Origin of the sequence: Geodermatophilus maliterrae (assembly GCF_041018925.1) — a bacterium.
GTDB classification, from domain to species: domain Bacteria; phylum Actinomycetota; class Actinomycetes; order Mycobacteriales; family Geodermatophilaceae; genus Geodermatophilus; species Geodermatophilus maliterrae.
On the sequence record NZ_JBFNXQ010000030.1, the window covers coordinates 17,493 to 42,597 of the forward strand.

A 25,105-nucleotide genomic window follows, 5' to 3' on the forward strand; every position below is an offset into this window, starting at 1 on the left:
CAGCTGTGCGAGGTCGTCGCGGTGCCCGGGCCAGACCCGCAGGACCGCGGCGTCGAGCACCTCCTGCAGCGCGGCCGACGGCGCGTCGCCCAGGACCAGGTCCAACCGGCCGAAGGTGAGCTCCCCCGAGTGTGTCGCGACGAGGTGGAGGTCCGGGGGACCCGGTGCCCGCCGGCACCACACCTGCACGGCCGCCTCGTTGGCGCGGACCTGGGAGCAGGACCACCCCGCACGGGCCAGGCCGTCGGCGAGCGCACCGACCTCCCCGCCGACCGCCACGGCCACCACCGGCAGCAGCGCCACCGCGGCGCGCAGGTGGGACGCCCCGGGCAGCCTCATCGCCGGGGATCGTGACGCACCGGTACCACCGGGGCGGGGAGATCCGGTCCGACCCCTCGCGGTCGTGTCGCCGGGGCTGCCAGGCTGCGGGCATGACCGACGGCACCGCTGCCCCCGTCCGGATCGAGCGGGACGGCGCCGTCGCCGTCGTCGTCCTCGAGGCCCCGCCGCTGAACCTGTTCGACGAGTCGGTGTTCGCCGGCTTCGAGCGGGTGGCCGCGGAGCTGGTCGCGCTCACCGAGCCCGGCCGGCCCGACCGGGCCCGCGCGGTGCTGGTCGAGGCCCGCGGCAAGGTGGTCTCCGGCGGGGTCGACGTCACCGCCTTCCGCGAGATCGCCGAGGGACCCGACCCCGAGCAGCGGGGCACGGCCCTGTGGGCCCGGCTGCTGCGGATCACGCAGACGATCGAGGACCTGCCGGTGCCCACCGTCTTCGCCGCGCACGGCCTCACGCTGACCGCGGCCTTCGAGATCTCGCTGGCCTGCGACGTCCTGCTCGCCGCCGAGCGCGCCTCGTTCGGACTGGTGGAGATCGTCGTCGGGCTCACCCCGTCGATGGGCGGGCCGCAGCGGCTGGCCGAGCGCGCCGGCCCGGCCCGCGCCAAGGAGCTCATCCTCACCGGCGAGCGCTACCCGGCCGCGGTCCTGGAGCGGTGGGACGTCGTCAACCGGGTGCTGCCCGACGAGGGCTTCGCCGAGGCCGCCCGCGACTACGCGCGCCGGGTCGCGGCCGGGCCCACGCTCGCGCACGCGGCCACCAAGCGGCTGGTCACCACCGCCGTCCGGCACGGGGTGCGGGCCGCCGACGAGATCACCCCGCAGGTCTCCGGCCCGCTGTTCGGCACCGCCGACCTGCGCGGCGCGGTGGCCTCCTTCCTGGACGACGGACCGGGCAGGGCCACCTACACCGGTTCCTGACCCGTCCGGGTCGAGCACGGTCCCGGCTCCGGCCGCACGGGTAAACTCAGCCGGGTCACACACCCCCGTGCCAGGAAGGCAGGGTCGAGGGCACTTGCCCGATACCTCCCCGAACGTCCCCGTGCCGAGCGCCCCCTCGTCGCGTGAGGCCTCCGCCCAGGCCGCCGCAGCCGACAGCGCGCTCGCGGACACCGCCCCCGCCGCGGTCCGCACGACGATCACCGTTCCGGACTCCGTATCGATGGTGGCCCTGCTCGGCTCCGGCGACGAGCTGCTGCGGCTGGTCGAGGGCGAGCTCACCGCCGACGTGCACGTCCGCGGCAACGAGATCGCCGTGACCGGGCAGCCGGCCGACAACGCCTTCGCCGTCCGGGTCTTCGACGAGCTCATCGCTCTGCTCGGTACCGGCCAGGCGCTGCGGCCGGACTCGGTGCGCCGGGTCATCGGCATGCTGCGCAGCGGCGGCTCCGAGCGCCCGGCCGACGTCCTCAGCCTGGACATCCTCAGCCGCCGGGGCCGCACCATCCGGCCCAAGACGCTGAACCAGAAGCGCTACGTCGACGCCATCGACGCGCACACGATCGTCTTCGGCATCGGCCCGGCCGGTACGGGCAAGACCTATCTGGCCATGGCCAAGGCCGTGCAGGCGCTGCAGACCAAGCAGGTCAACCGGATCATCCTCACCCGACCGGCGGTCGAGGCCGGTGAGCGCCTGGGCTACCTGCCCGGGACGCTGAGCGAGAAGATCGACCCCTACCTGCGGCCGCTCTACGACGCGCTGCACGACATGGTCGACCCCGAGTCGATCCCGCGGCTCATGCAGTCGGGGACCATCGAGGTCGCGCCGCTGGCCTACATGCGCGGCCGCACGCTCAACGACGCTTTCGTCATCCTCGACGAGGCGCAGAACACCACCGCCGAGCAGATGAAGATGTTCCTCACCCGCCTCGGCTTCGGTTCCAAGATCGTCGTCACCGGCGACGTCACCCAGGTCGACCTGCCCGGCGGCGCGCAGAGCGGCCTGAAGATCGTCCGGGAGATACTCGACGGCATCGAGGACGTGCACTTCGCCAACCTGACCAGCTCCGACGTCGTGCGGCACCGGCTGGTGGGCGACATCGTCGACGCCTACGAGCGCTGGGACGCCGGGCAGCAGCAGGGCGCCGGTCGTCCCGGCGCGCCGGCCAGGACCGCCCGGCCGCGCCGGCAGGGGAGCTGAGCGGCGTGCCCGTCGAGGTGGCCAACGAGTCCGAGATCGCCGTCGACGAGGCGGAGCTGACAGGCGTCTGCCGCTACGTGCTCGCCGAGATGGGCGTCAACCCGATGGCCGAGCTGTCGGTGCTGTGCGTCGACCCCGACTACATGGGCGTGCTGCACGAGCGGTGGATGGGGGAGAAGGGCCCGACCGACGTCCTGGCCTTCCCCATGGACGAGCTCGACACCGCCCGGCCCGACGACCCCGAGCCCGGGCCCGCGCTGCTCGGCGACGTCGTGCTGTGCCCCTCGGTCGCCGTCCGGCAGGCCCGCGCGGCCGGCCACTCGATGGACGACGAGCTGCTCCTGCTGGCCACCCACGGCGTGCTGCACCTGCTCGGCTACGACCACATGGAGCCGGAGGAGGAGCGGGAGATGTTCGGCCTGCAGACCCGCCTGCTCGAGGGCTGGCGCTCGGCGCCGCGGGAGCCGGTCACCGGCGAGCCGGCCGAACGGGGCACCGGCCCGACGTGAGCGGGCCGCGATGAACACCGCTGCGGTCACGCTGCTGGTCGTCGCGATCGCCCTCGTGCCGCTGGCCGGCCTGTTCGGCGCCATGGACGCCGCCCTCCAGCGGGTGTCGCGGGCGCGCGTCGAGGAGCTGCGCCGCGAGGGGGTGCGGCGGGCGGCCACGCTCGAGCAGGTCGTCGACGAGCGGGCCCGGCACGTGGCGCTGCTGCTGCTCCTGCGCATCGGCTGCGAGATGGTCGCGGCGGTCCTGCTCGCCGTCGTCCTCGCCGGGCTGTGGGGCGTCGGCTGGCAGACCGCGCTCACCGCCGCCGCCGTCATGACCGTCGTCAGCTACGTGCTGGTCGGCGTCGGCCCGCGGACGCTGGGCCGCCAGCACGCCTACCCGACCGCGCTGGCCACCGCCGGGCTGGTGCGGCTGCTCGGCCGGGTGCTCGGGCCGGTGGCCACGCTGCTCATCCTGGTGGGCAACGCGATCACCCCCGGCCGCGGCTTCCGCGACGGCCCGTTCGCCACCGAGGTCGAGCTGCGCGAGCTGGTCGACCTCGCCGAGGAGCGCGGCGTCGTCGAGTCCGGCGAGCGGCAGATGATCCACTCGGTGTTCGAGCTGGGCGACACCATCGCCCGCGAGGTCATGGTGCCGCGCACCGACGTCGTCTGGATCGAGCGCACCAAGACCCTCCGGCAGGCCCTGGCGCTGGCCCTGCGCAGCGGGTTCAGCCGGATCCCGGTGATCGGCGAGAACGTCGACGACGTCGTGGGCGTCGTCTACCTCAAGGACCTCGTCCGCCGGTCGCAGAACCTCGGCGAGGGCCGCGGTCCGCGGGTCGAGGAGCTCATGCGCCCGCCGGCGTTCGTGCCGGAGTCCAAGCCGGTCGACGAGCTGCTGCGCGACATGCAGGCGCGCCGCACCCACATCGCGATCGTGGTCGACGAGTACGGCGGCTTCGCCGGGCTGGTGACCATCGAGGACATCCTCGAGGAGATCGTCGGTGAGATCGCCGACGAGCACGACGCCGTGCAGCGCCCGCCGGTCGAGCACCTCGACGACGGGTCGGTGCGGATCACCGCCCGGCTCCCCGTCGAGGACCTCGCCGAGCTCTTCGACGTCGAGCTGCCCCGCGACGACGACGTCGAGACCGTCGGCGGGCTGCTCGCCCGCGAACTGGGCCTGGTGCCGATCGAGGGCTCGCAGGCCGAGGTCGCGGGGCTGCGGCTGGTGGCCGAGAGCACCGGCGGACGGCGCAACCGCATCGACACCATCCTGGCCTGCCGGGTGCCCGTGCCCGAGGACGACCCCGAGCGGCAGTCGGGGGCCAGCCGGGCCGACGTCCCGGCAGGCGTCGAGAGCTGACCGCGCGACCGGACGTGGAAAGCTGACGCCCTGTGCCCGACCTGCAGCCCGAGGACGCCAAGCTCGTCACGCTCGCCCGCTCCGCGCGCGGCCGCACCGGTGCGCCGGAGGGCGCCGCGGTCCGTGACACCGACGGGCGCACCTACGTCGCCGCGAGCGTCGCGCTGCCCTCGCTGACGCTGTCGGCGCTGCAGGCCGCGGTGGCCGCCGCCGTCTCCAGCGGGGTGGAGGGCCTGGAGGCGGCCGCGGTCGTGTCCGACGCCGACGCCGTCGAGGACGCCGGGCTGGCCGCCGTCCGCGACCTGACGCCGTCCGCGCCCGTGCACCTCGCCGGACCCGACGGCATCGTCCGCACCACCGCCTGAGGCTCCCGCGACGATCAGGGGACCTGATCGTCGAGCGTCCTCCCCGACCGTGGGACGTGCGGTAGGACCCCGCACGACCAGGTCACCTGATCACCGCCGTCCTCCGCGGGGATGTCTCCGGGGAGTGGGAGGATGAGCGCCGTGACCTCACCGGACCAGCAGCCGTACCGCAGCGGCTTCGCCTGTCTGGTGGGCCGCCCCAACGCCGGCAAGACCACGCTGACCAACGCCCTCGTCGGCGAGAAGGTCGGCATCGTCAGCAACCGGCCGCAGACGACGCGACACGCCATCCGCGGCGTCGTGCACCGCCCCGCCGGCCAGCTCGTCCTCGTCGACACCCCCGGCCTGCACAAGCCGAAGAGCCTGCTCGGCCAGCGCCTCAACGACGTCGTGCGCGACACCCTCTCCGAGGTCGACGTCGTCGTGTTCTGCATCCCCGCCGACCAGCCGGTCGGCACCGGCGACCGGTACATCGCCCGCCAGTTGACGGACCTGAGGACGCCGGTGGTCGTCGTGGTGACCAAGACCGACGCCGCGAGCAAGAAGCAGGTCGCCGAGCAGCTGATGGCCGCCAGCCGGCTGGTCGAGGCCGCCGAGGTCGTGCCGGTGAGCGCCGTGGAGGGCGACCAGGTCGAGCTGCTGGAGGACCTGCTGATCGGACTGCTCCCCGAGGGACCGCCGCTCTACCCGGAGGAGCAGACCACCGACGAGGACGTCGAGCGGCAGATCGCCGAGCTGGTCCGCGAGGCCGCCCTCGAGAAGGTGTTCCAGGAGGTGCCGCACTCCCTGGCCGTCACCATCGAGGAGATGAACCGCCGCCCCGACCCCAGGCGGGACGGCGGCGAGCTGGTCGAGGTGCACGCCCTGCTGCACTGCGAGCGCCCCAGCCAGAAGCCGATGCTGCTCGGCAGGGGCGGGTCGGTCATCAAGGCGATCGGCAGCGAGGCCCGGCCCGGCATCGAGACGCTGCTCGGCGCCCGGGTGCACCTGGCCCTGCACGTCACGGTGCTCGGCGAGTGGCAGGACGACCCCAAGAAGCTGAACAGGCTCGGGTACTGAGTGAGCACCACACCGAAGTCGCTGTACCGCGACGAGGGCGTCGTCCTGCGCACCCAGAAGCTGGGGGAGGCCGACCGGATCGTCACGGTCCTCACCCGCCGCCACGGCAAGGTCCGGGCGGTGGCCAAGGGCGTGCGCCGCACCAAGAGCAAGTTCGGCGCGCGGCTCGAGCCGTTCAGCCACGTCGACCTGCAGCTCTACACCGGGCGGAACCTCGACATCGTCAGCCAGGCGGAGTCGCTGCGCTCCTACGGCTCGGTCATCGCCGGCGACTACCCGGCCTACACCGCCGGCACCGCGGTGCTCGAGACCGCCGACCGGCTGACGGCGGAGGAGGAGAAGGAGCCGAACCTGCGGCTGTTCCTCCTCGTCATCGGCGCCCTGCGGGCGCTGTCCGACCGCACCCACCCGGCCGGGCTGGTGCTCGACGCGTTCCTGCTGCGGGCCATGTCGGTGGCGGGGTGGGAGCCGGCGCTGGGCGACTGTGCCCGCTGCGGCGTCGAGGGCCCGCACCGGCACTTCTCCGTCCCGGCCGGCGGCTCCGTCTGCCCCGCCTGCCGCCCGACCGGCTCGGCGATGCCCAACCCGGTCACCATCGGGCACCTGGAGGCGCTGCTGTCCGGCGACTGGGACACCGCCGAGGCCAGCGAGAACCCGCAGCGGCGCGAGGGCAGCGGGCTGGTCGCCGCGCTGCTGCAGTGGCACCTCGAGCGCGGCCTGCGGTCGCTGCCTCTGGTCGACCGCTCCGACGTCGCCCCGCGCCGGGAGGCGGGCCTCGTGCACGATGCGTGAGGTGAGGGCGCCGAACCCGCACCCGTCGGGCGCGCGGCCGCCGTCGATCCCCGCCGACAGGGTGCCGGCGCACGTCGCGATCGTGATGGACGGCAACGGCCGCTGGGCCGAGCAGCGCGGCCTGCCCCGGACGGCGGGCCACGAGGCGGGGGAGTCCTCGCTGTTCGACTGCGTCGAGGGCGCCATCGAGCTCGGCGTCAGGGCGATCAGCGCCTACGCCTTCTCCACCGAGAACTGGCGGCGCAGCCCCGACGAGGTCCGCTTCCTCATGGGCTTCAACCGCGACGTCATCCGCCGCCGCCGCGACGAGATGCACGAGCTCGGCGTCCGCGTCCGGTGGGCCGGGCGCCGTCCGCGGCTGTGGCGCAGCGTGGTCAAGGAGCTCGAGGTCGCCGAGGAGCTCACCCGCGACAACGACGTCCTCACGCTCACCATGTGCGTGAACTACGGCGGCCGCGCCGAGATCGCCGACGCCGCCGCCGCGATCGCCCGCGAGGCCGCTGCCGGCCGGCTCGACCCGGCCAAGGTCGACGAGCGCACCGTCGCCCGCTTCCTCGACGAGCCCGACATGCCCGACGTCGACCTGTTCGTCCGCAGCTCCGGCGAGAACCGGACCAGCAACTTCCTGCTCTGGCAGTCGGCCTACGCCGAGCTGGTCTTCCTCGACACGCTCTGGCCCGACTTCGACCGCCGGCACCTGTGGGCCGCGTGCGAGGAGTACGCCTCGCGGCAGCGCCGCTTCGGCAGCGCCTGAGCACCCCGGAGGGGTCCGCGGGAGCCGCGCCGGGATCCGTTGACAGGGCCGGCGCACCGCCCGACAGTGGCGCCTCCCCGACCGAGGACGGACCCCCCACCGTGAGCGAGAGCACGATCGCGCCCCGGCACGCCCGGACCCCGGCGCAGCCTGGTGACCTCACCGACCGGCTGATCGCCGGCGACTCCTGGACCGACCAGCTGCCGGCCGAGGCGGGCACCCCGGTCGTCGACGCCCCGGTCGTCCACCGGCGGGTCGACGTCGGGAGGCTCAGCTGATGTCGGTCGCCACACCGCCGGTGCCCCTGACCGGTGCCACCGGCGCACCGGTCACGGTGCCGCCGTTCGACCAGGTCGCCGTCCGGGTCGCGCCGGGTCAGGACCTCGTCGTCCGGCTGCCCGGGGTGCTCCTCGTGGTCGGCGTGACCACCCGGCCGCCCGGGCCGGCCACGCCCCCGGCCAAGCCGGCGCTCGTCGGCTGGGGGCCCGCGCCGGTGCCGGTCGCACCGGTCGCCGCCCCGGCCGGGGACGCGCACGTCGGCGAGCTGGTCGCGCTGTGCCGGCGGGTGTCGACCGCCGGCAGCCGGGCGCCGGGACGACGGCTGCACGAGGAGCTGCGCAGCTGGCTGGGCACGCTCGCCGACCCGCCGTCGTTCGCGGTCGCCGCGGCGACCGAGGACGGGCTGGCGCTGGTCCTCACCGGCGGCGGCAGCGCCGAGGTGCCCGACCTGGGCCTGCGGCTGACGCCGGCGCAGGGGGAACGGCTCGACGACGGGACGCTGGTCCTGGACCGCTTCGTCACGTGGCCACCGGCCGCGCTGCACCTGTCGGCCGGCTCGACCGCCGACACCGCGCCGCACCCGCTGGCCGACCTGGAGGCCGGCGCCGTCCCGGGGGCGGCCGCCGTGCTCGCCCCGGCCCCGGCGCCGTCGGTCACCGGTCCGGCGCCGACGGGCACGACGCAGCTGCGCCTGCCCGCCCCGCACGCGCTCACCCCGCTGCCGCCCCCGCCACCGCCGCGGCCCGCGCGGCCGGTCGCGGGGACGCCGCCGGTCACGGGACCGGCGCCGGCCGAGCCCGCGCACCACGGTCACGGGGACGACGCCGGGCACGGCCACGGGGACCACGACGGTCCCCAGACCCCGGTCGCAGCCGAGCCGGCTCCTCCCGCGCCGGCCGAGCTGCCGCCGCCGAAGAGGTGGGCGCTGCTGTTCGGCGACGCGGTCGAGTCCGAGCCGGCCCGGGAGCCGCTGCCGACCGTCGGCGCCGACGAGTCGACGGAGTCCCCGGCCGCGGAGCCCCAGGACGACCGCGCCACGGTCAAGGGCGTGCTCTGCGGGAACGGGCACCTCAACGACCCGCGGGCCGGCTCCTGCGCCCTGTGCGGCATCCCCACGCCGCAGCAGACCGCGGTGCTCGTGGAGGGACACCGCCCGCCGCTGGGGCTGCTGGTCTTCGACGACGGCGCCACGGTCAGCCTCGACACGGACTACCTGCTGGGCCGCGAGCCGGAGACCGACGAGCGGGTCGCCTCCGGTCGGCTCCGGCCCCTGCTGGTGGCCGACCGGACCGGTGGCGTCAGCCGGCACCACGCCGAGATCCGCCTCGAGGGGTGGGACGTGCTGCTGGTCGACACCGGCTCGGCCAACGGCACGCTGGTCGCCCCGCGCGGGGCGACCAGCTGGTCCTCCCTGGTACCCGGCCAGCCGGTCCGGCTGACCCCGGGCACCGCCGTCCGCATGGGCGGGCGGCAGATCGCCTTCGAGTCGCCGCACGGCGGGTCCTGAGGTGCCACCCGGCACGGGAGGCGGCGGCCCCGGCCCCGCCGCAGGAGGTACCGCGGGACGTCGTGCTCTGGTCCGCGGGCGCGAGCAGAGCACGACCCGGTGGAGGAGGAGTCCTCCCGGGCGGTCGGGCGAGGAGCCCGTGGGCTCCGGTCCGCCGGGTCCGCCCGATGGTGCCGGCGACGCCGGCAGGCGCGCAGGGGGTCCGCGCGCGTGCCGCGACGGACCCTCGACGGCGGGCGGCAACGGGTTCCGGGAGGGCCACCGTCCCGGCACACTGACGCGCTGCCGCACCGCGGCGTCCCGGGCGGTCCGGGGACGGAACAGCTCAGGAGGACGTGGATGGATGCCGTCGGCCTGGTGGGCGCGGCGCCTGCCACCATCGCGGACTACCAGGTGGTCCGGGTGCTGGGTGAGGGCAACAACGGCCGCTTCTACCTGGCCCGCCCCCCGGCCCGCCTCGGCCTGCCCGACGAGTACGTCGCGGTCAAGGTCTTCACCGGCAGCCACAGCGAGCAGGCCTACGAGCGGGGGGTGCGTGAGCTGCGCGCCTTCGCCCAGGTGGCCTCGCCCTACCTGGTGCGGGTCTACGACGCCGTGCTGCAGGACAGCTTCCTGTACGCGATGGAGTACTGCCCGCTCGGCTCGCTGGCCGCCCCGGCCCGGCCGCTGAGCCGCGGCGAGGTGCTGCGCGCGGTGGCGCACGCCGCCCACGCCGCGCACGCCCTGCACGAGGCCGGCCTCACCCACGGCGACATCAAGCCGGCCAACGTCCTGCTCACCGAGGACGGCGGCAAGCTCTCCGACCTCGGACTGGCCCGCTACCTGGCCCCCGGCGTCACGCTGACCGGCATGGCCGGCGCCGCCTCGGTCGAGTACCTCGACCCGGCGCTGCTGCGCGGTGAGCGGCCGTCGCGGGCCACGGAGGTCTACGCGCTCGGCGCCACCCTCAACCGGGCGCTCACCGGCACCGGGCTCTACGGCGAGCTGCCCGACGGCGACCCCCTGCTGGCCATCCGCCGGGTCATGAGCGCCGAGCCGGCGATCAGTCCGGGGCTCACCGAGGAGGAGGCGGCGCTGGTCTCCGCGTGCCTGGCGCCGGTGGGACAGCGGCCTGCCACGGCCGAGCGGGTGGCCACGCGGCTCGACCGGCTGGCCGCCGCGGCCCTGGGCGCCGCCCGGGTGTGACCGGCCTCAGCGGGGACGGAAGTCGCTCAGGCTCGCGTCGTTCCACCACGCCCACAGGTCGGCCAGACCGGACTCCCCACCGCCGGGGATGACCACCAGCGCCTCCGCGGCGACGTCGTTCTGGGTCCAGATCAGGTTGGCATCGCCGTCGTCGTCCACCCAGCAGGCGACCCGGCCGGCCGTCTGCTCGCCGGGCCCGGCGTACTGCCGGTGGCCGTGGGCGTCGGGGCAGTCGGTGTCGGTCAGCTCGTCCAGGCGCTGTCCCGCCACGTCGTCGAGGAACACCTGGTCGACCGCGTCGCCGTCCTCGTAGAGGTAGAAGGCGGCGGCCTGAGGGCCGGGCTGGGTCAGTGCTGCACCGCAGGCGACGGCGGCCAGGTCCCCGTCGCCACCGGGATCGGTCGTCTCGCAGGTCGTGGTGTCGAAGTCCGCCGGCAGGATCCCGAGCAGGTGCTGCTCGGGATCCGGGTCGCCCTGGCCGCCACCGGCCGTCCCGCCGGCGTCCGTGCCGGTGGCCGGCGTGCTGCCCTCGTCGGCAGCGGTGTCGACCGGGTCGTCGCCGCGGGTGGTCAGCGCCACCACCGCGACCACGACGAGCACCAGCAGCGCCGCGACCCCGGCGAGGACCAGCGGCAGCCGGTTGCGCCGGCGCCGCCCCGACGGCGAGGCGCCGCCGGGCGGCGGGTGGCCGGGGCCCTGGACCCCGAACCCGGGACCCGGGGGCGGTCCGTAGAGGGCGCCGGGGTGCGACGGTGGGCGGTGGACGGTGGGGACCCCCGGGTACGACGGCGGCCCGTACCCCGCCGCGACGCCGGGGCCCGACGGCGGCCCGTAGCCGGCCGGGACGCCGGGGGCGGACGGCCCGTACCCGGCCGCGTGACCGGCCGGGGCGCTGGTCGGGGGGAGGCCGACGACCTGCGGGCGGAACGGCAGCGGGGTGACCGACGTCGGGGGTGCGGCCTCCGTCCGCGGCGTCACACCGCCCGCGGCCAGCGCCGCCCGCGCGGCCGCGGCCAGCTCGCCGCACGTCGGGTACCGCTCGTCGGGCTCCTTGGCCATGCCCTTGAGGACGACGTCGTCGAGTGCCCGCGGCACGCCCGGCCGCAGCACCGAGGGCGGCTGCGGCGTGGTGTTGAGGTGGGCGTACATGAGGGTGGCCAGCCCGTCGCCGGTGAACGGCCGGCGGGCGGTGAGGCACTCGAAGAGCACGCAGGCCAGCGCGTAGACGTCGACCCGCCGGTCGATCGGCTGCTCGAGGAAGCGCTCCGGCGCCATGTAGTCGAACGACCCGAGCGCGGCGCCGGTCCGGGTCAGCGAGGGTCCCTGCGAGTCCGTCGTGGACCGGGCGATGCCGAAGTCGACCAGGTAGACGAACTCGTCCTCGCCGGAGCCGGTCAGCAGCACGTTGGACGGCTTGACGTCGCGGTGCACCAGGCCGTCGGCGTGCGCGGCGTCCAGCGCCCGCGCGGTCTGACTCACGATCGACACCGCGCGGCGGGGGTCCATCGGCCCCTCCTCGGCGAGCACCGCCGCGACGTCGCGCCCGGGCACCAGCCGCATGTCGAGGAACAGCCGGCCGTCGATCTCGCCGTAGCGGTGGATCGGGACGATGTGCGGCTCGTTGAGCCGGGCGGCCAGGTGGGCCTCCCGCCGGAAGCGCTCCCGGTACCCCTGGTCCGCCGCGAGGTGCTCGGAGAGGACCTTGAGGGCGACCGTCCGGTCGTGCTCGGTGTCGAAGGCGCGGTACACCTCGCCCATGCCGCCGCGGCCGAGCAGCGCCTCGATGCGATAGGCGCCGAACTGTTGCAGTTCCACCGGTGTTCCTCCGTGTACCGCCACCCCGGGCGCTCGCCGGAGCCGGCGCCGGGTGCTGGTCGTCGGCGGAGTCTAGGGACGGCGACCGACCCCGAACAGCGCCCCGGCCACGGTGCGCGCACCTCCCGGCCGGCGCGCAGAGTGGACGGCTGTGCGGAGACGACGACCCGACGGCCCCCCGCCCCGGCGCTGCCCGGCGCACCCCCGGGAGGTGCGGTGTTCGCGGTGACCCGGCTGCGGGTGCCCCCGGACGACGGCGCGGAGCTGCGGGCCGCCGCCGACGGTCTGCTGGCCGCACTCGCCGCCCGGCCCGGCTGGCGCGGCGGCGAGGTCGGGCAGGCCGCCGAGGACCCGTCCCTGTGGGCGCTGGTCACCCGCTGGGACGGGGTCGGCGCCTACCGCCGGGCGCTGTCGGCCGCGGAGGTGAAGATCGCCGGGGCGCCGGTCTGGGTGTACGCGCTCGACGAGCCCGGGGCCTACCTCCCACCGGGATGAGGACCTGCGCGATCTCGGGGGCTGGGGGCGGCCCCGCCGGGTGCGTAGCCTGCGTCGGACAGGACTCCGGCAGCCGGGAGGACGGGCGCGATGAGCCAGCCGCCGCAGGACGACGGGACGCCGGTCGACCGCACCCGGGAGCTGCACCTGCCCCCCGTGCCCGGCCGGCCGACGCCGCCGCCTCCGCCGCAGCTACCGCCCGACCAGCCGACCGACCGGTTGCCCGGACCGCCCGAGCAGCGCGACCCGACCCTACGGGTGGGTGCCGTCGGCGGACAGCCCGGAGGTCCCGGCGGTCAGCCCGGCGGGGCTCCGGGCACCGGATCGTTCCCCGCCCAGCCCGGCCGGCCCGGCCCGTACGGTCCCGGCCCCGGCGGGCAGCCGGACTGGGGCCGGCCCGGTCCCGGCGGCCCCGGCTACGGCCCACCCGGGCCCGGCTACGGCGGCGGCCCCGGCTACGGCGGCGGCCCCGGCTACGGCGGCCCCGGCTACGGGCAGCCCGGCTTCGGACCGCCCGGCTCCGGTGGACCCCCGTACGGAGCGCCCGGGTACGGCACCCCGCCGCCGAGGAAGAAGCGCCGCGGACTGCTGGTCGGCCTCCTCGTCGCACTCGTCGTCCTGCTGGTCGGCGGGGGCGTGCTGGCCGTCGTCCTCCTCGGTCGCGACGACCCCGGCGCCGACGTCGCCGCGCCGTCGTCGGCCACCGCGACCTCCTCGCCGTCCCCCTCCTCGGGCTCGGCGAGCCCGACGTCCACCTCCTCGCCCGCGTCGCCGTCCGGCGGCGGGGGCTTCGGTGGTGGCGCGGCGACGCCGAGCGGTGGCGGCAGCGACAGCGGCGGCCCGCTGACCGTGCCCGGCAGCCCGGAGTTCGCCGCCGGCTGGGTGCAGTCGCTGGTCAACGGGGACGCGGACGCCGCCTACGCCGGCCTGTGTACCGACGGGCAGGCCCAGTTCCCGGACCCGGCCGCGCTGCAGGCGGACTTCGAGACCTTCCTCGGCGGGCGCATCGCCGAGGGCCAGGCCACCGACGCGGCTCCGGCCGGCGACGTCGACGAGGTGGTCTTCGCGGTGACGCTCGAGGACGGCTCGTCGCGCGAGTTCGTCGTCACGGTGGTCGCCGAGGGGGGCCGGCCCGCCGTGTGCGGCTACACCGCGTCCTGAGCGGACCGTCCCGAGCGGACCGGGCGGGGCCCGCCGGCGGGCCGACTACCGTGGGCAGGTCAACCCGCCGACCGCCAGCCGGATGGAGCCCTCAGCCCGTGAGCGCCAGCACCACCTCGCACGACCCCGCCCGCCTCGACAAGGTGGTCAACCTCTGCAAGCGCCGGGGGTTCGTCTTCCCCTCCGGTGAGATCTACGGCGGCACCCGCTCCGCCTGGGACTACGGGCCCCTGGGCGTCGAGCTCAAGGAGAACATCAAGCGGCAGTGGTGGCGCACCGTCGTCCAGCGCCGCGACGACGTCGTCGGCCTCGACTCCTCGGTGATCCTGCCGCGCCAGACGTGGGTCGCCTCCGGCCACGTCGGCGTCTTCACCGACCCGCTGACCGAGTGCCAGAACTGCCACAAGCGCTTCCGGGCCGACCACCTCGAGGAGGACTTCGAGGCGAGGAAGGGTCGCCTGCCGGAGAACGGCCTGGCCGACATCGCCTGCCCGAACTGCGGCGTCACGGGTCAGTGGACCGAGCCGCGCGACTTCAACATGATGCTGAAGACCTACCTCGGCCCCGTCGAGGACGAGTCGGGGCTGCACTACCTGCGCCCGGAGACCGCGCAGGGCATCTTCGTCAACTTCGCCAACGTCATGGGCGCGGCGCGGAAGAAGCCGCCGTTCGGCATCGGCCAGATCGGCAAGTCGTTCCGCAACGAGATCACGCCGGGCAACTTCGTCTTCCGCACCCGCGAGTTCGAGCAGATGGAGATGGAGTTCTTCGTCGAGCCGGGCAGCGACGAGGAGTGGCACCAGTACTGGATCGACGAGCGCACCCGCTGGTACACCGACCTGGGGATCTCGCCGGACAACCTGCGGCACTTCGAGCACCCGAAGGAGAAGCTGTCGCACTACTCCAAGCGCACCGTCGACATCGAGTACCGCTTCGGCTTCCAGGGCTCGGAGTGGGGCGAGCTCGAGGGCATCGCCAACCGGACGGACTTCGACCTGTCCACCCACACCGAGCACTCCGGCGTGGACCTGTCCTACTTCGACCAGGCGAGCAACACCCGCTGGACGCCCTACGTCATCGAGCCGGCAGCCGGGCTCACGCGCTCGCTGATGGCGTTCCTCGTCGAGGCCTACACCGAGGACCAGGCCCCCAACGCCAAGGGCGGCGTCGACACCCGCACGGTGCTGCGGCTCGACCCGCGGCTGGCGCCGGTCAAGGCCGCCGTCCTGCCGCTGTCCCGCAACGCCGACCTCTCGCCCAAGGCACGCGACCTCGCCGCGCAGCTGCGACGCAACTGGAACGTCGACTTCGACGACGCCGGTGCGATCGGCCGCCGCTACCGCCGCCAGGACGAGGTGGGCACGCCGTTCTGCCTGACCGTCGACTTCGACACCCTCGAGGACCAAGCGGTGACGGTCCGGGAGCGGGACTCGATGGGCCAGGAGCGGATCGCCCTGGACCAGGTGGAGACCTACCTGGCCGCGCGCCTGCCCGGCTGCTGACCCTCCGTGCACTTCCGCGGATCTGCATCGTGCAGATCCGCGGAAGTGCACACCAGGCGCACCGACGCCGTGGCGGCGGGGGAGACGGCGGGGCCGCCGTCCTCGAGCAGGTCGAGGGCGGCGGCCAGCACGGTCGCGACCGGGACCCCGGAGACCAGTGACCGGTCGTGCCCGCACCGCGACCGGCTCTGGTCGGTGCCGCAGACCGGGCAGTCGGTGCCGGTCGAGACGGCCACGCGGTGCCGCCGCCGGGTCAGCGGCCCGGCGTTGAGCAGGTTGCGCTGCAGGAAGACGCCGACCGTCGCCGTCCCCACCGCCTCGGCGAGGTGCCGCGGCCCGGAGTCGTTGGCGACCACCAGCCGGCAGCGGGCGAGGACGCCGGCCAGCGCGCCCAGCGACAGCCGGCCGACGAGGTCGATCAGGGGAGCCGCCGTCGCCGCGCGGATGGCGTCGGCCGCGCGGCGGTCGTCGTCCCCGGAGCCGACGAGCGCCACCCGCGCCCCCTCGCCGGCCAGGACGCCGGCGAGCGCGGCGAAGGACGCCGCGGGCCAGCGGCGCCGCGGGTCGTTCGCCCCGGCGTGCAGCGCCACCAGCGGTTCCGGGCCCGGCGGCAGCACCCCGGCGGCGGCCGCGGCGTCCTCGGGCGTGACGGCCAGCCGCGGCTCGAGCGTCACCGGCGCGGCGCCGACCAGGCCGACCACCTCGAGGCAGCGCAGCACCTCGTGCTGTTCGTGCGCGTACGGCAGCCAGCGGTCGAGGGCGGGGGCACCGGTGTCGCGGGCGCCGGCGGTCACCCGGGCGCCGAGGCCGGCCACGAACGGGTTGGAGTTGCCCCCGCCGCCGTGCAGCTGCAGCGCCAGGTCGTAGCCCTCCCGCCGCTGGGCGGCCAGGAAACGGCGGACCTCCGCGCTGTCCCGCGCCGCGCCGGGTGCGTCGCGCACGCCGGGCCACGGCGGGACGACGACCACCCGGTCCCACGGGCCGGGGCGCCCGTCCATGAGGTCGGGGTGCCAGGGTGCGCCGAGGTAGGTCATCTCGGCGTCGGGGTAGGCCGCGCGCAGGGCGGCCAGCGCCGGCAGCGTCAGCACCAGGTCGCCGAGCCAGTTGGCCCGCAGGACGGCGATGCGCGCGACGTCCGGGACGAGGTCACCGGCGGTCCCGAGCGGGGCGGGCGACCTCGGCACGCGTGTCCTCCTGCACTCGGGAAACGGACCCCGACCTGCCCAGTGGGGACGGCGTCCATGCGGCGGGCCCTCCCGCGGGTGACCCCGGCCACCGGGTGCGGCCACCTACCCTGGACGACGTGACGAGCACCCTGGCGCCGGCGGTCGCCCCGCTGCGGCTCGGGCCGCTCACCGTGGACCCGGCGGTGGTGCTCGCGCCGATGGCCGGGATCACCAACCCCGCGTTCCGCACGCTGTGCCGCGAGTTCGGCGCCGGTCTCTACGTCTGCGAGATGATCACCACGCGGGCGCTCGTCGAGCGCAACGAGAGGACGCTGCGGATGATCCGGGCGACGCCCGAGGAGGCGGCCGCCGGCTTCTCCGTCCAGCTCTACGGCGTCGACCCGGCCACCGTCGGGCGGGCGGTGGAGATGCTCGTCGACGAGGAGGTCGCCGGCACCCGCCCGGCGCACGTCGACCTGAACTTCGGCTGCCCGGTGCCCAAGGTGACGCGCAAGGGCGGCGGGTCGGCGCTGCCGTGGCGTCGGGTGCTCTTCCGCGACATCGTGCGCGCCGCCGTCCGGGCTGCCCGCGACGTGCCGGTCACGGTCAAGACGCGCATCGGCATCGACGCCGACCACGTCACCTACCTCGACGCCGGCCGGATCGCCCAGGACGAGGGCGCCGCGGCGATCACCCTGCACGGCCGCACCGCCGACCAGCTCTACAGCGGCACCGCCGACTGGGCGCCGATCGCGCGGCTGGTCGAGACCGTCGACATCCCGGTGCTCGGCAACGGCGACGTCTGGGAGGCCGACGACGCCCTGCGGCTGGTGGCGCGGACCGGGTGCGCCGGCGTCGTGATCGGCCGCGGCTGCCTGGGCCGGCCCTGGCTGTTCGGGGACCTGGCCGCCGCCTTCGCCGGGGAGCCCCGCCGCGCGCTGCCGACCCTGCGCGAGGTGGCCGCGGTCGCGTACCGGCACGCGCAGCTGCTCTCGGAGGGGCAGGGCGAGCTGCACGGCTGCACCGACTTCCGCAAGCACGTCGCCTGGTACCTCAAGGGGTTCTCGGTCGGCTCCGACGTCCGCCGGGCGCTGGCGATGGTCAGCTCCCTCGACGAGCTGGCCGGGCTGCTCGACCGGATCGAGGACCAGCCCTACCCGGCGGCGGTCCTCGGCGGGCCCCGCGGCCGCACCAGCAGCCCGCGCCCGGTCGCCCTGCCCGAGGGCTGGCTGGCCGACCGCGACGACCCCCGCCCGCCGGCCGGCGCCGAGCTGGAGACGAGCGGCGGATGAGCGGCCCGTACCTGTACGACGAGGACCCCGAGGCGCTGCACACCGGCACGCCGCGGCGCCGCAACGGCCTGGTCCTCGGCATCTTCGGCGGCACGGTGGTGGTCGGCGTGGCCGCGGTGCTCGCCCTCCCGCTGGTCAAGGGCAGCGGTGAGGAGCAGGCCCGGGAGGTGGTCGGCGTCTTCCTCGCCGCCCTCGACGCGGGGGACACCGAGACCGCCGGCGGGCTGCTGTGCCAGTCCGAGCGCGACCGCGGCGAGGCGGAGGAGACCGCCGCCGCGTACGCGCAGCCCGGGACCGCGCGGATCGAGGACGTCACCGCCGGCGAGGTCGACGGCACGGACGTCCGGGAGGTCCTCGTCCGGTGGGACGAGGGCGGCACGAGCACCGAGACGACGGTGACCGTGGTGCTCGAGAACGGCCCGAAGGTCTGCGGCTCCACCCCCGCCGGCTGATCCCCGGACCGTCGGCGCCGGCACCAGCGAGCCGCGTCCGGATCCTGGTCCGCCCGATCCTGGTCCGCCTGCTGACCACCGCCTTCGCCGTCGTCGGCTCCCTGGTCGTCGGCTGACCTCCCTGGCCGGCCGCCCCTCCCCGCCCGACACCCGCCCGGGTGGTCCGCGCACCTGCGCACCCTCCGGTGGCCGCCGGGTCTGGCGTGTCCCCGGCCGGTGCGCCACGATCGCTGTCTGGTTCCGAGCGGACGTATGAGACGTCTACCTGACGCGGCACTCGGAGCCGTGCTCGCCGGGGCGGCGGACGGGGGACCCCGGGGCGCCGTCCCCGGCAGGCGGACGGTCAGCCGGCGGACGAGCGCGGAGGTGCACGGTGGGCAGCGGTACCGGGACGGCCACCTGGGTCTACGACTTCAGCGAGGGCAGCAAGGAGCAGAAGGACCTCCTCGGTGGCAAGGGGGCCAACCTCGCGGAGATGACCAACCTGGGCCTGCCGGTGCCGCCCGGGTTCACCATCACCACCGACGCCTGCCGCTTCTACCTCGAGCACGGCAGCACCCCGCCCGACCTCGGCGACCAGGTGACCGAGCACCTGACCGCGCTGGAGAAGGCGATGGGCAAGACCCTCGGCGACCCGGAGGACCCGCTGCTGGTGTCGGTGCGGTCGGGAGCCGCGGCGTCGATGCCCGGGATGATGGAGACCGTCCTCAACGTCGGCCTCAACGACGAGTCGGTCCGCGGGCTGGCCGCCCAGTCCGGCAGCGAGCGCTTCGCGTGGGACTCCTACCGCCGGCTGATCCAGATGTTCGGCAAGACCGTCCTCGACATCGACGGCGAGCTGTTCGAGCACGCCCTCGACGAGGTCAAGCGCGAGCAGGGCACCGATCTCGACCTGGACCTCGACGCCGAGCACCTCGAGGACGTCGTCGGCCGGTTCAAGGCCGTCGTGCGCGAGCAGTGCGGCCGCGACTTCCCCATGGACCCGCGCGAGCAGCTGGACCTGGCGATCAACGCCGTCTTCGACTCCTGGAACTCCGACCGGGCGATCATCTACCGCCGCCGCGAGCGCATCCCCAGCGACGCCGGCACCGCGGTCAACGTCGTCGCCATGGTCTTCGGCAACCTCGGCATGGACTCCGGCACCGGCGTCGCCTTCACCCGCGACCCGGGCACCGGCGAGCAGGGGGTGTACGGCGACTACCTGCAGAACGCGCAGGGGGAGGACGTCGTCGCCGGCATCCGCAACACCGTGCCGCTGCCCGACCTCGAGCGGATCGACGAGGGCGCCTACCGCGAGCTGCGGTCGATCATGAGCACCCTCGAGTCGCACTACCGCGACCTGTGCGACATCGAGTTCACCGTCGAGCGCAACAAGCTCTGGATGCTGCAGACCCGCGTCGGCAAGCGGACGGCGGCCGCGGCCTTCCGCATCGCCACCCAGCTGGTCGACGAGGGCCTCATCGACATGGACGAGGCGGTCCGGCGGGTCACCGGCGAGCAGCTGGGCCAGCTGATGTTCCCGCGGTTCGTCTCCGGCGGGGACGCCACCCAGCTCACCCAGGGCATGAACGCCTCGCCGGGCGCTGCCGTGGGCAGGGCGGTGTTCTCCTCGGAGGTCGCCGTCCAGTGGGCCGACCGGGGGGAGAAGGTGGTCCTCGTCCGGCGGGAGACCAACCCCGACGACCTCTCCGGGATGATCGCCGCCGAGGGCGTCCTGACCAGCCGCGGCGGCAAGACCTCGCACGCCGCCGTCGTCGCCCGCGGCATGGGCAAGACCTGCGTCTGCGGCGCCGAGGAGCTGCAGGTCGACACCAAAGCCAAGCGGTTCACCGCACCCGGCGGCCAGGTGGTCGAGGAGGGCGACGTCATCTCGATCGACGGATCCACCGGACGGGTGTGGCTCGGCGAGGTGCCGGTCGAGGCCTCCGCCGTCGTCCGCTACTTCGAGGGCGAGATCGACCCGGAGTCCGCCGACGCCGACGACCTGGTGCGCAGCGTGCACCGGATCCTCGCCCACGCCGACGGGGCGCGGCGGCTGGACGTGCGCACCAACGCCGACACCCCCGAGGACTCCGCCCGCGCCCGCCGCTTCGGCGCCCGGGGGATCGGCCTGTGCCGGACCGAGCACATGTTCCTCGGCGACCGGCGGCAGCTGGTGGAGAAGCTGATCCTGGCCGAGGACGACGAGGGCAAGCAGCAGGCCCTCGACGCGCTGGCGCCGCTGCAGAAGCAGGACTTCCTGGAGATCTTCGAGGTGATGGACGGGCTGCCGGTGACGGTGCGGCTGCTCGACCCGCCGCTGCACGAGTTCCTCCCCGACCTCACCGACCTGTCGGTACGGGTGGCGGTCGCCGAGGCACAGGGCCACCCGGACGAGGGCAACCTGCGGCTGCTGGCCGCGGTCCGCCGGCTGCACGAGCAGAACCCGATGCTCGGGCTGCGCGGCGTCCGGCTCGGGCTGGTGGTCAAGGGCCTGTTCGCCATGCAGGTGCGGGCCATCGCCGAGGCGGCCTGCGAGCGCAAGGCGGCCGGCGGCGACCCGCGGCCGGAGATCATGATCCCGCTGGTCGGGGCGGTGCAGGAGCTGGAGGCCATCCGCGAGGAGTCGGAGCAGGTGCTCGCCGCGGTGTTCGAGGAGTGCGGCGCCGAGCTCGACGTCCTCATCGGCACGATGATCGAGGTGCCGAGGGCCGCGCTGACCGCCGCGGAGCTCGCCTCGTCGGCGGAGTTCTTCTCCTTCGGCACCAACGACCTGACCCAGATGACCTGGGGCTTCTCCCGGGACGACGTGGAGGCCGCGTTCTTCCACGCCTACCTGGACAAGGGCATCTTCGGCGTCTCGCCGTTCGAGTCCCTGGACCTGCCCGGCGTCGGCCGGCTCGTGCAGATCGGCGTCGAGGAGGGCCGGTCGGCGCGGCCGGACCTCAAGCTCGGCGTCTGCGGCGAGCACGGCGGCGACCCGGACTCGGTGCACTTCTTCCACGAGGTGGGGCTGGACTACGTCTCCTGCTCGCCGTTCCGGGTGCCGGTGGCCCGGCTGGAGGCCGGCCGGGCGGCGCTCGGCGGGGGCCGCGCCGACTCCTGAGCGCCGGGCGCGGCACGCCCCGTCGGGCAACCGGCTGCGGCCAGGAGCCCGTGGTACCCATGACGGGTGGTGTGGCTGGGGGCTCTGGTGACACGCGTGTTCGGCGCCGTCGTGCTCGCCGCGCTGCTGCTCGTCGCGTCCACCGCGGCCGCCATCTGGTACACGGCACGGGGGGACTCCCGGCCGTCGTCCGACGCGATCGTGGTGCTGGGATCGGCGCAGTACAACGGCGTCCCGTCGTCGATCTTCGAGGCCCGGCTGGAGCACGCGCTGTCGCTGTGGGAGGACGGCGTCGCCCCGGTGGTCGTCACGGTCGGCGGCAAGGCGGCCGGTGACGCCTTCACCGAGGCCGAGGCCGGCCGCGACTACCTCGTCGACGCCGGCATGCCGGCCGACTCGCTGCTCGCCGTGCCCGAGGGCGTCGACACGCTGGAGAGCATGCGGGCGGTGGGGACGGCCTACGCCGAGCGCGGCTGGTCGACCGCCGTCCTGGTCACCGACCCCTGGCACGCCATGCGCGCCGAGCGGATGGCCGAGGACGCCGGGATGGAGGCCCAGAGCTCCCCGACCCGGCAGGGCCCGGCGGTGCAGACGCGCACCACGCAGTTCCGCTACATCCTGAGGGAGACGGCGGCCTACCTGCTCTACCGGGCGACCGGCGAGAGCGTGGCGGGGGCGCCGGGCATCGGCTGAGTGAGGAGGAACCGTGCTCGAACTGGGCAAGGCCGGCTCGGCCGGCACGGGGAAACGCGTCCTGCCCGTGCTGTGCGACGGCCTCGTCGTCGCCACGCTGCGGGCGTCGAGCTGGAAGGAGGCGGCCACGGCCGTCGTCGGCGACCGGGAGTGGGTGCTCGCCGAGAGCAGGGGGACGCTCACCGCCCGTCGGGCGGGCGAGCCGGAGGACGCCGCCCGCCTGCGCGCCCGGCAGACGTCGTTCTGGAAGGGCACCTGGGAGGCCGACCTGGAGGGGACGACGCTGCGGTCGGAGGTCATGTCCCGCTGGAAGGGCGGTCACCGGTACCTCGACGGCGACCGCGTGGTCGCCGAGACCGGGACGACGGGCGGCTGGTCACCGCGCCCGACACTGACCGCCGACGAGTCGCTGCCGCTGGACCACCAGGTCTTCCTGCTGTGGCTCGGGCTCGTGATGAGCCGGCGCGACGAGGCCGCGACGACGGCCGCGGTCGCGGGCGGCGCCGCCGCGGCAGGGGGCAGCTGAGCCCGCGGCCGGGGACGACCGCTGGGGGGCGATCGGCTGCAGCCGGTCGATCGACCACCGCGGAGCGGCCTGGGGACGGTGGCCGCTCCCGCCGTCCCGACGGGGGATGATCGGTGCGGGGCGCGCGCCGGCGTCCCGGCAGCAGCACGACGGAGGGGGCACATGGCCGGCCGGGGACGCATCCGGGCAGCGGACATCGCGCTGGTGCGCGAGCGCAGCCGGATCGACGAGGTGGTCGGCGAGCACCTGCAGCTCAAGCGCGCCGGGGGTGGCAGCCTCAAGGGGCTGTGCCCGTTTCACGACGAGAAGTCGCCGTCGTTCCACGTCACGCCCTCGCGCAACCTCTTCCACTGCTTCGGTTGCGGCGCCGGCGGCGACGTCATCAGCTTCGTCCAGCAGATCGACCACCTCTCGTTCAGCGAGGCGGTGGAACGGCTGGCGGGGCGGGCCAACATCGACCTGAAGTACGAGGACGACGGCGGCCGGCCCACCGGAGCGCCCGACCGTACGCAGGCCGGGCAGCGGGCGCGGCTGGTCGCGGCCAACACCGCCGCCGCCGAGTTCTACGCCGAGCAACTGCGGGGCCCCGAGGCCGCGCCGGCGCGGCAGTTCCTCGCCGACCGCGGCTTCGACCGGCAGGTCGCCGTCGACTTCGGCTGCGGGTTCGCCCCCGGCGGGTGGGACGGGCTGACCCGCCACCTGCGCGCGAGGGGCTACACCCAGCAGGAGCTGGTGACGGGCGGGCTGGCCAAGGAGTCCTCGCGGGGCACGCTCATCGACCGCTTCCACCGCCGGCTGGTGTGGCCGATCAGGGACATCACCGGCGACGTCATCGGCTTCGGTGCCCGCAAGCTCGCGAACGACGACCCGGGCCCGAAGTACCTCAACACCCCTGACACCCCGCTGTACAAGAAGAGCACCGTCCTCTACGGCATCGAGCGGGCCAAGCGCGACATCGCCAAGCGGCACCAGGCGGTCGTCGTCGAGGGCTACACCGACGTCATGGCCTGCCACCTCGCCGGGGTGACCACCGCGGTCGCCTCCTGCGGTACCGCGTTCGGCGCCGAGCACATCGGCGTGCTGCGCCGGCTGCTCATGGACCAGGACGAGTTCCGCGGGGAGGTCGTCTACACCTTCGACGGCGACGCCGCGGGGCAGGCGGCCGCGATGAAGACGTTCAAGGAGGACCAGCGCTTCGTCGCGCAGACCTTCGTCGCCGTCGAGCCCGACGGCCGCGACCCCTGCGAGCTGCGCCAGGAGCACGGCGACGCCGCCGTTCGCGACCTGGTGGCCCGCCGGACGCCGCTGATCGAGTTCGTCCTGCGCACCACCCTGGCCGGGTACGACCTCGACACCGTCGAGGGCCGGGTCGCCGCGCTCGACAAGACCGTGCCGCTGCTGGCCCAGGTCAAGGACCACGCGCTGCGGCCGGCCTACGCCCGGCGGCTGGCCGGCCTGATCGGCGACACCGACGAGGCCGAGGTGCTCGAGCGGGTGCGGCGCATCACCGGGGAGGGCAGCGGGCCGTCGCGCTCCCGGCCGCGGGTGCCCAGGCGGACGCCGGACGACGCCGCGCTCGCCGTCGAGCGCGAGGCGGTGAAGGCGGCGCTGCAGGTGCCCGAGATCGCGGGACCGTCGTTCGACGCGGTGCCGGCCGAGGCCTACACCGATCCCGACTACGCCGCCGTCGCCGCGGCGGTGGCCGGGGCCGGGGGAGCGGCGGCCGCGCGGGTGACCGGGCCGGCGTGGCTCGACGAGGTGGCCGCGCACTGCGACCGGGAGACCGCCCGGGCGATGCTGACCGCGCTCGCCGTCGAGCCGCTGCGGTCGGTGGGGGACGCCGACGCCGGCTACGTGGCGGCGGTGCTGGCCCGGCTGCAGGAGATGGCCACGGTCCGGCAGGTCACCGCGCTCAAGGCGAAGCTGCAGCGGATGAACCCCGTCGAGCAGGGCGACGAGTACATGCGCGCGTTCTCCCGGCTGATGGCGCTCGAGCAGGAGGCCATCTCGCTGCGGCGGCGGGCGATCGGCGGGCTGGCGTGAACCTCGCGGGTCTGCTGCGCCGCCGCTTCGCCCGTCCGCCCGAGCCGGTGCGCGCCGTCGTCCAGGCCTCGGCCGACGCCGACGAGCGCGTGCTGGCGTGGGGTGAGCTGGTGCGCGGGCAGGGCTGGCTGGTGGCCACCAGCCGCGGCCTGCGGGTGGTGCCGGCCGACCTGGCGCTCGACGAGGCAGCCGGCGTGGCCCTGCTGCGCTGGCACGAGGTCGGCGCGGCCCGGTGGACGGCGACCAACGACGGCGGTGGCAGCTTCGCGGTGACCGCGCTGACCGAGGTGGAGCCGGGCGTGCAGGCGCGGGAGCCGGAGCAGCGGCACGCACTCACCGACGCCGGCGACCTGCCGGCCGTGGTGCGCCGGCGGGTCGACGAGACCGTGGTGGCCAGCCGCCGCACGCCGCTGCCGAACGGCGGCGGGGTCGTCCTGGTGGCGCGGCGGGTGCCCGGTCAGGCCGAACGCGAGTGGACGGTCGTCTTCGACGACGACGCCGACCGCGGCGACCCCGAGGCGCGCGAGGTCGCGCGCCGCAAGCTGGCCGAGGCCGTCGCGGGGGACCGGCCGGACTGACGTCGCCCGGCCGGCCACCCCGCG

Annotated in this window: 23 protein-coding genes; 21 read left to right on the forward strand and 2 right to left on the reverse strand. The window is 75.3% G+C overall.

All coding sequences use genetic code 11. The features are described from left to right. Positions 1-431: 431 nt before the first annotated feature. The 11 genes from ABQ292_RS11380 (at position 432) to ABQ292_RS11430 (ending at position 10,273) form a co-directional block, all read left to right on the forward strand. Positions 432-1,256, forward strand: coding sequence for an enoyl-CoA hydratase/isomerase family protein (locus tag ABQ292_RS11380; protein ID WP_369206320.1), 825 nt, complete (start codon positions 432-434; stop codon positions 1,254-1,256). Positions 1,257-1,377: 121 nt separating this feature from the next. Next, on the forward strand, positions 1,378-2,475 hold the full coding sequence (locus tag ABQ292_RS11385; RefSeq protein WP_369206322.1) for a PhoH family protein: 1,098 nt from the start codon (positions 1,378-1,380) through the stop codon (positions 2,473-2,475). Between the two features lie 5 nt (positions 2,476-2,480). Then, positions 2,481-2,984, forward strand: a complete 504-nt coding sequence (gene ybeY, locus ABQ292_RS11390) for an rRNA maturation RNase YbeY (RefSeq protein ID WP_369206324.1) — start codon at positions 2,481-2,483, stop codon at positions 2,982-2,984. Positions 2,985-2,994: 10 nt separating this feature from the next. Next, the gene (locus tag ABQ292_RS11395; protein WP_369206326.1) at positions 2,995-4,332 is read left to right on the forward strand and encodes a hemolysin family protein; all 1,338 of its coding nucleotides are present in this window, start codon (positions 2,995-2,997) and stop codon (positions 4,330-4,332) included. 32 nt (positions 4,333-4,364) lie between these two features. After that, on the forward strand, positions 4,365-4,697 hold the full coding sequence (locus ABQ292_RS11400) for a cytidine deaminase-like protein (RefSeq protein WP_369206328.1): 333 nt from the start codon (positions 4,365-4,367) through the stop codon (positions 4,695-4,697). A 132-nt stretch (positions 4,698-4,829) separates the two neighbouring features. Beyond that, complete coding sequence (gene era / locus ABQ292_RS11405; RefSeq protein WP_369206330.1) at positions 4,830-5,756, forward strand: GTPase Era; 927 nt, start codon at positions 4,830-4,832, stop codon at positions 5,754-5,756. Then, entirely contained in the window at positions 5,757-6,548 is a 792-nt protein-coding gene (recO, locus tag ABQ292_RS11410; protein WP_369206332.1) for a DNA repair protein RecO, read from the forward strand. Further along, complete coding sequence (locus tag ABQ292_RS11415) at positions 6,541-7,302, forward strand: isoprenyl transferase (protein WP_369206334.1); 762 nt, start codon at positions 6,541-6,543, stop codon at positions 7,300-7,302. The genes recO and ABQ292_RS11415 overlap by 8 nt, the downstream gene beginning before the upstream one ends. A 101-nt stretch (positions 7,303-7,403) precedes the next feature. Further along, positions 7,404-7,580 (forward strand): hypothetical protein, encoded by a 177-nt coding sequence (locus ABQ292_RS11420; protein ID WP_369206336.1) that lies wholly within the window; start codon positions 7,404-7,406, stop codon positions 7,578-7,580. Then, positions 7,580-9,088 carry an FHA domain-containing protein gene (locus tag ABQ292_RS11425; protein ID WP_369206338.1) on the forward strand — a complete coding sequence of 503 codons (1,509 nt, stop codon included), beginning with the start codon at positions 7,580-7,582 and terminating at the stop codon, positions 9,086-9,088. Before ABQ292_RS11420 ends, ABQ292_RS11425 begins: the two co-directional genes overlap by 1 nt. Positions 9,089-9,427: 339 nt before the next feature. Then, complete coding sequence (locus ABQ292_RS11430; protein WP_369206340.1) at positions 9,428-10,273, forward strand: protein kinase domain-containing protein; 846 nt, start codon at positions 9,428-9,430, stop codon at positions 10,271-10,273. 6 nt (positions 10,274-10,279) lie between these two features. Here the strand turns inward: ABQ292_RS11430 and ABQ292_RS11435 are convergent, their stop codons facing one another. Next, on the reverse strand, positions 10,280-12,088 hold the full coding sequence (locus ABQ292_RS11435; RefSeq protein WP_369206342.1) for a serine/threonine-protein kinase: 1,809 nt from the start codon (positions 12,086-12,088) through the stop codon (positions 10,280-10,282). Between the two features lie 216 nt (positions 12,089-12,304). Between ABQ292_RS11435 and ABQ292_RS11440 the strand changes: the two genes are divergently transcribed. From ABQ292_RS11440 to ABQ292_RS11450, 3 genes are all read left to right on the forward strand, one after another. Beyond that, positions 12,305-12,583, forward strand: coding sequence for an antibiotic biosynthesis monooxygenase (locus ABQ292_RS11440; protein ID WP_369206344.1), 279 nt, complete (start codon positions 12,305-12,307; stop codon positions 12,581-12,583). Positions 12,584-12,673: 90 nt separating this feature from the next. Then, positions 12,674-13,744 (forward strand): hypothetical protein, encoded by a 1,071-nt coding sequence (locus tag ABQ292_RS11445; RefSeq protein WP_369206346.1) that lies wholly within the window; start codon positions 12,674-12,676, stop codon positions 13,742-13,744. 98 nt (positions 13,745-13,842) lie between these two features. Next, positions 13,843-15,246: a glycine--tRNA ligase gene (locus ABQ292_RS11450; RefSeq protein ID WP_369206348.1), complete on the forward strand. Its 1,404-nt coding sequence runs from the start codon at positions 13,843-13,845 to the stop codon at positions 15,244-15,246. On the opposite strand, the gene ABQ292_RS11455 is transcribed toward ABQ292_RS11450, so the two are convergent. Further along, complete coding sequence (locus ABQ292_RS11455; protein WP_369206350.1) at positions 15,216-16,430, reverse strand: glycosyltransferase family 9 protein; 1,215 nt, start codon at positions 16,428-16,430, stop codon at positions 15,216-15,218. The genes ABQ292_RS11450 and ABQ292_RS11455 overlap by 31 nt on opposite strands. 119 nt (positions 16,431-16,549) lie before the next feature. On the opposite strand from ABQ292_RS11455, the gene dusB reads away from it, so the two are divergent. The 7 genes from dusB (at position 16,550) to ABQ292_RS11490 (ending at position 25,081) form a co-directional block, all read left to right on the forward strand. After that, entirely contained in the window at positions 16,550-17,704 is a 1,155-nt protein-coding gene (gene dusB / locus ABQ292_RS11460; protein ID WP_369206352.1) for a tRNA dihydrouridine synthase DusB, read from the forward strand. After that, on the forward strand, positions 17,701-18,156 hold the full coding sequence (locus ABQ292_RS11465) for an Rv0361 family membrane protein (RefSeq protein ID WP_369206354.1): 456 nt from the start codon (positions 17,701-17,703) through the stop codon (positions 18,154-18,156). The genes dusB and ABQ292_RS11465 overlap by 4 nt, the downstream gene beginning before the upstream one ends. Before the next feature lie 373 nt (positions 18,157-18,529). Continuing rightward, positions 18,530-21,241, forward strand: coding sequence for a pyruvate, phosphate dikinase (gene ppdK / locus ABQ292_RS11470; RefSeq protein WP_369206356.1), 2,712 nt, complete (start codon positions 18,530-18,532; stop codon positions 21,239-21,241). 87 nt (positions 21,242-21,328) lie between these two features. After that, positions 21,329-21,934 (forward strand): YdcF family protein, encoded by a 606-nt coding sequence (locus ABQ292_RS11475; RefSeq protein ID WP_369206358.1) that lies wholly within the window; start codon positions 21,329-21,331, stop codon positions 21,932-21,934. Between the two features lie 13 nt (positions 21,935-21,947). Then, the gene (locus ABQ292_RS11480; protein WP_369206360.1) at positions 21,948-22,460 is read left to right on the forward strand and encodes a hypothetical protein; all 513 of its coding nucleotides are present in this window, start codon (positions 21,948-21,950) and stop codon (positions 22,458-22,460) included. 162 nt (positions 22,461-22,622) lie between these two features. Beyond that, on the forward strand, positions 22,623-24,503 hold the full coding sequence (gene dnaG, locus ABQ292_RS11485) for a DNA primase (RefSeq protein WP_369206361.1): 1,881 nt from the start codon (positions 22,623-22,625) through the stop codon (positions 24,501-24,503). Then, complete coding sequence (locus ABQ292_RS11490; protein WP_369206363.1) at positions 24,500-25,081, forward strand: hypothetical protein; 582 nt, start codon at positions 24,500-24,502, stop codon at positions 25,079-25,081. The genes dnaG and ABQ292_RS11490 overlap by 4 nt, the downstream gene beginning before the upstream one ends. Positions 25,082-25,105 lie beyond the last annotated feature (24 nt).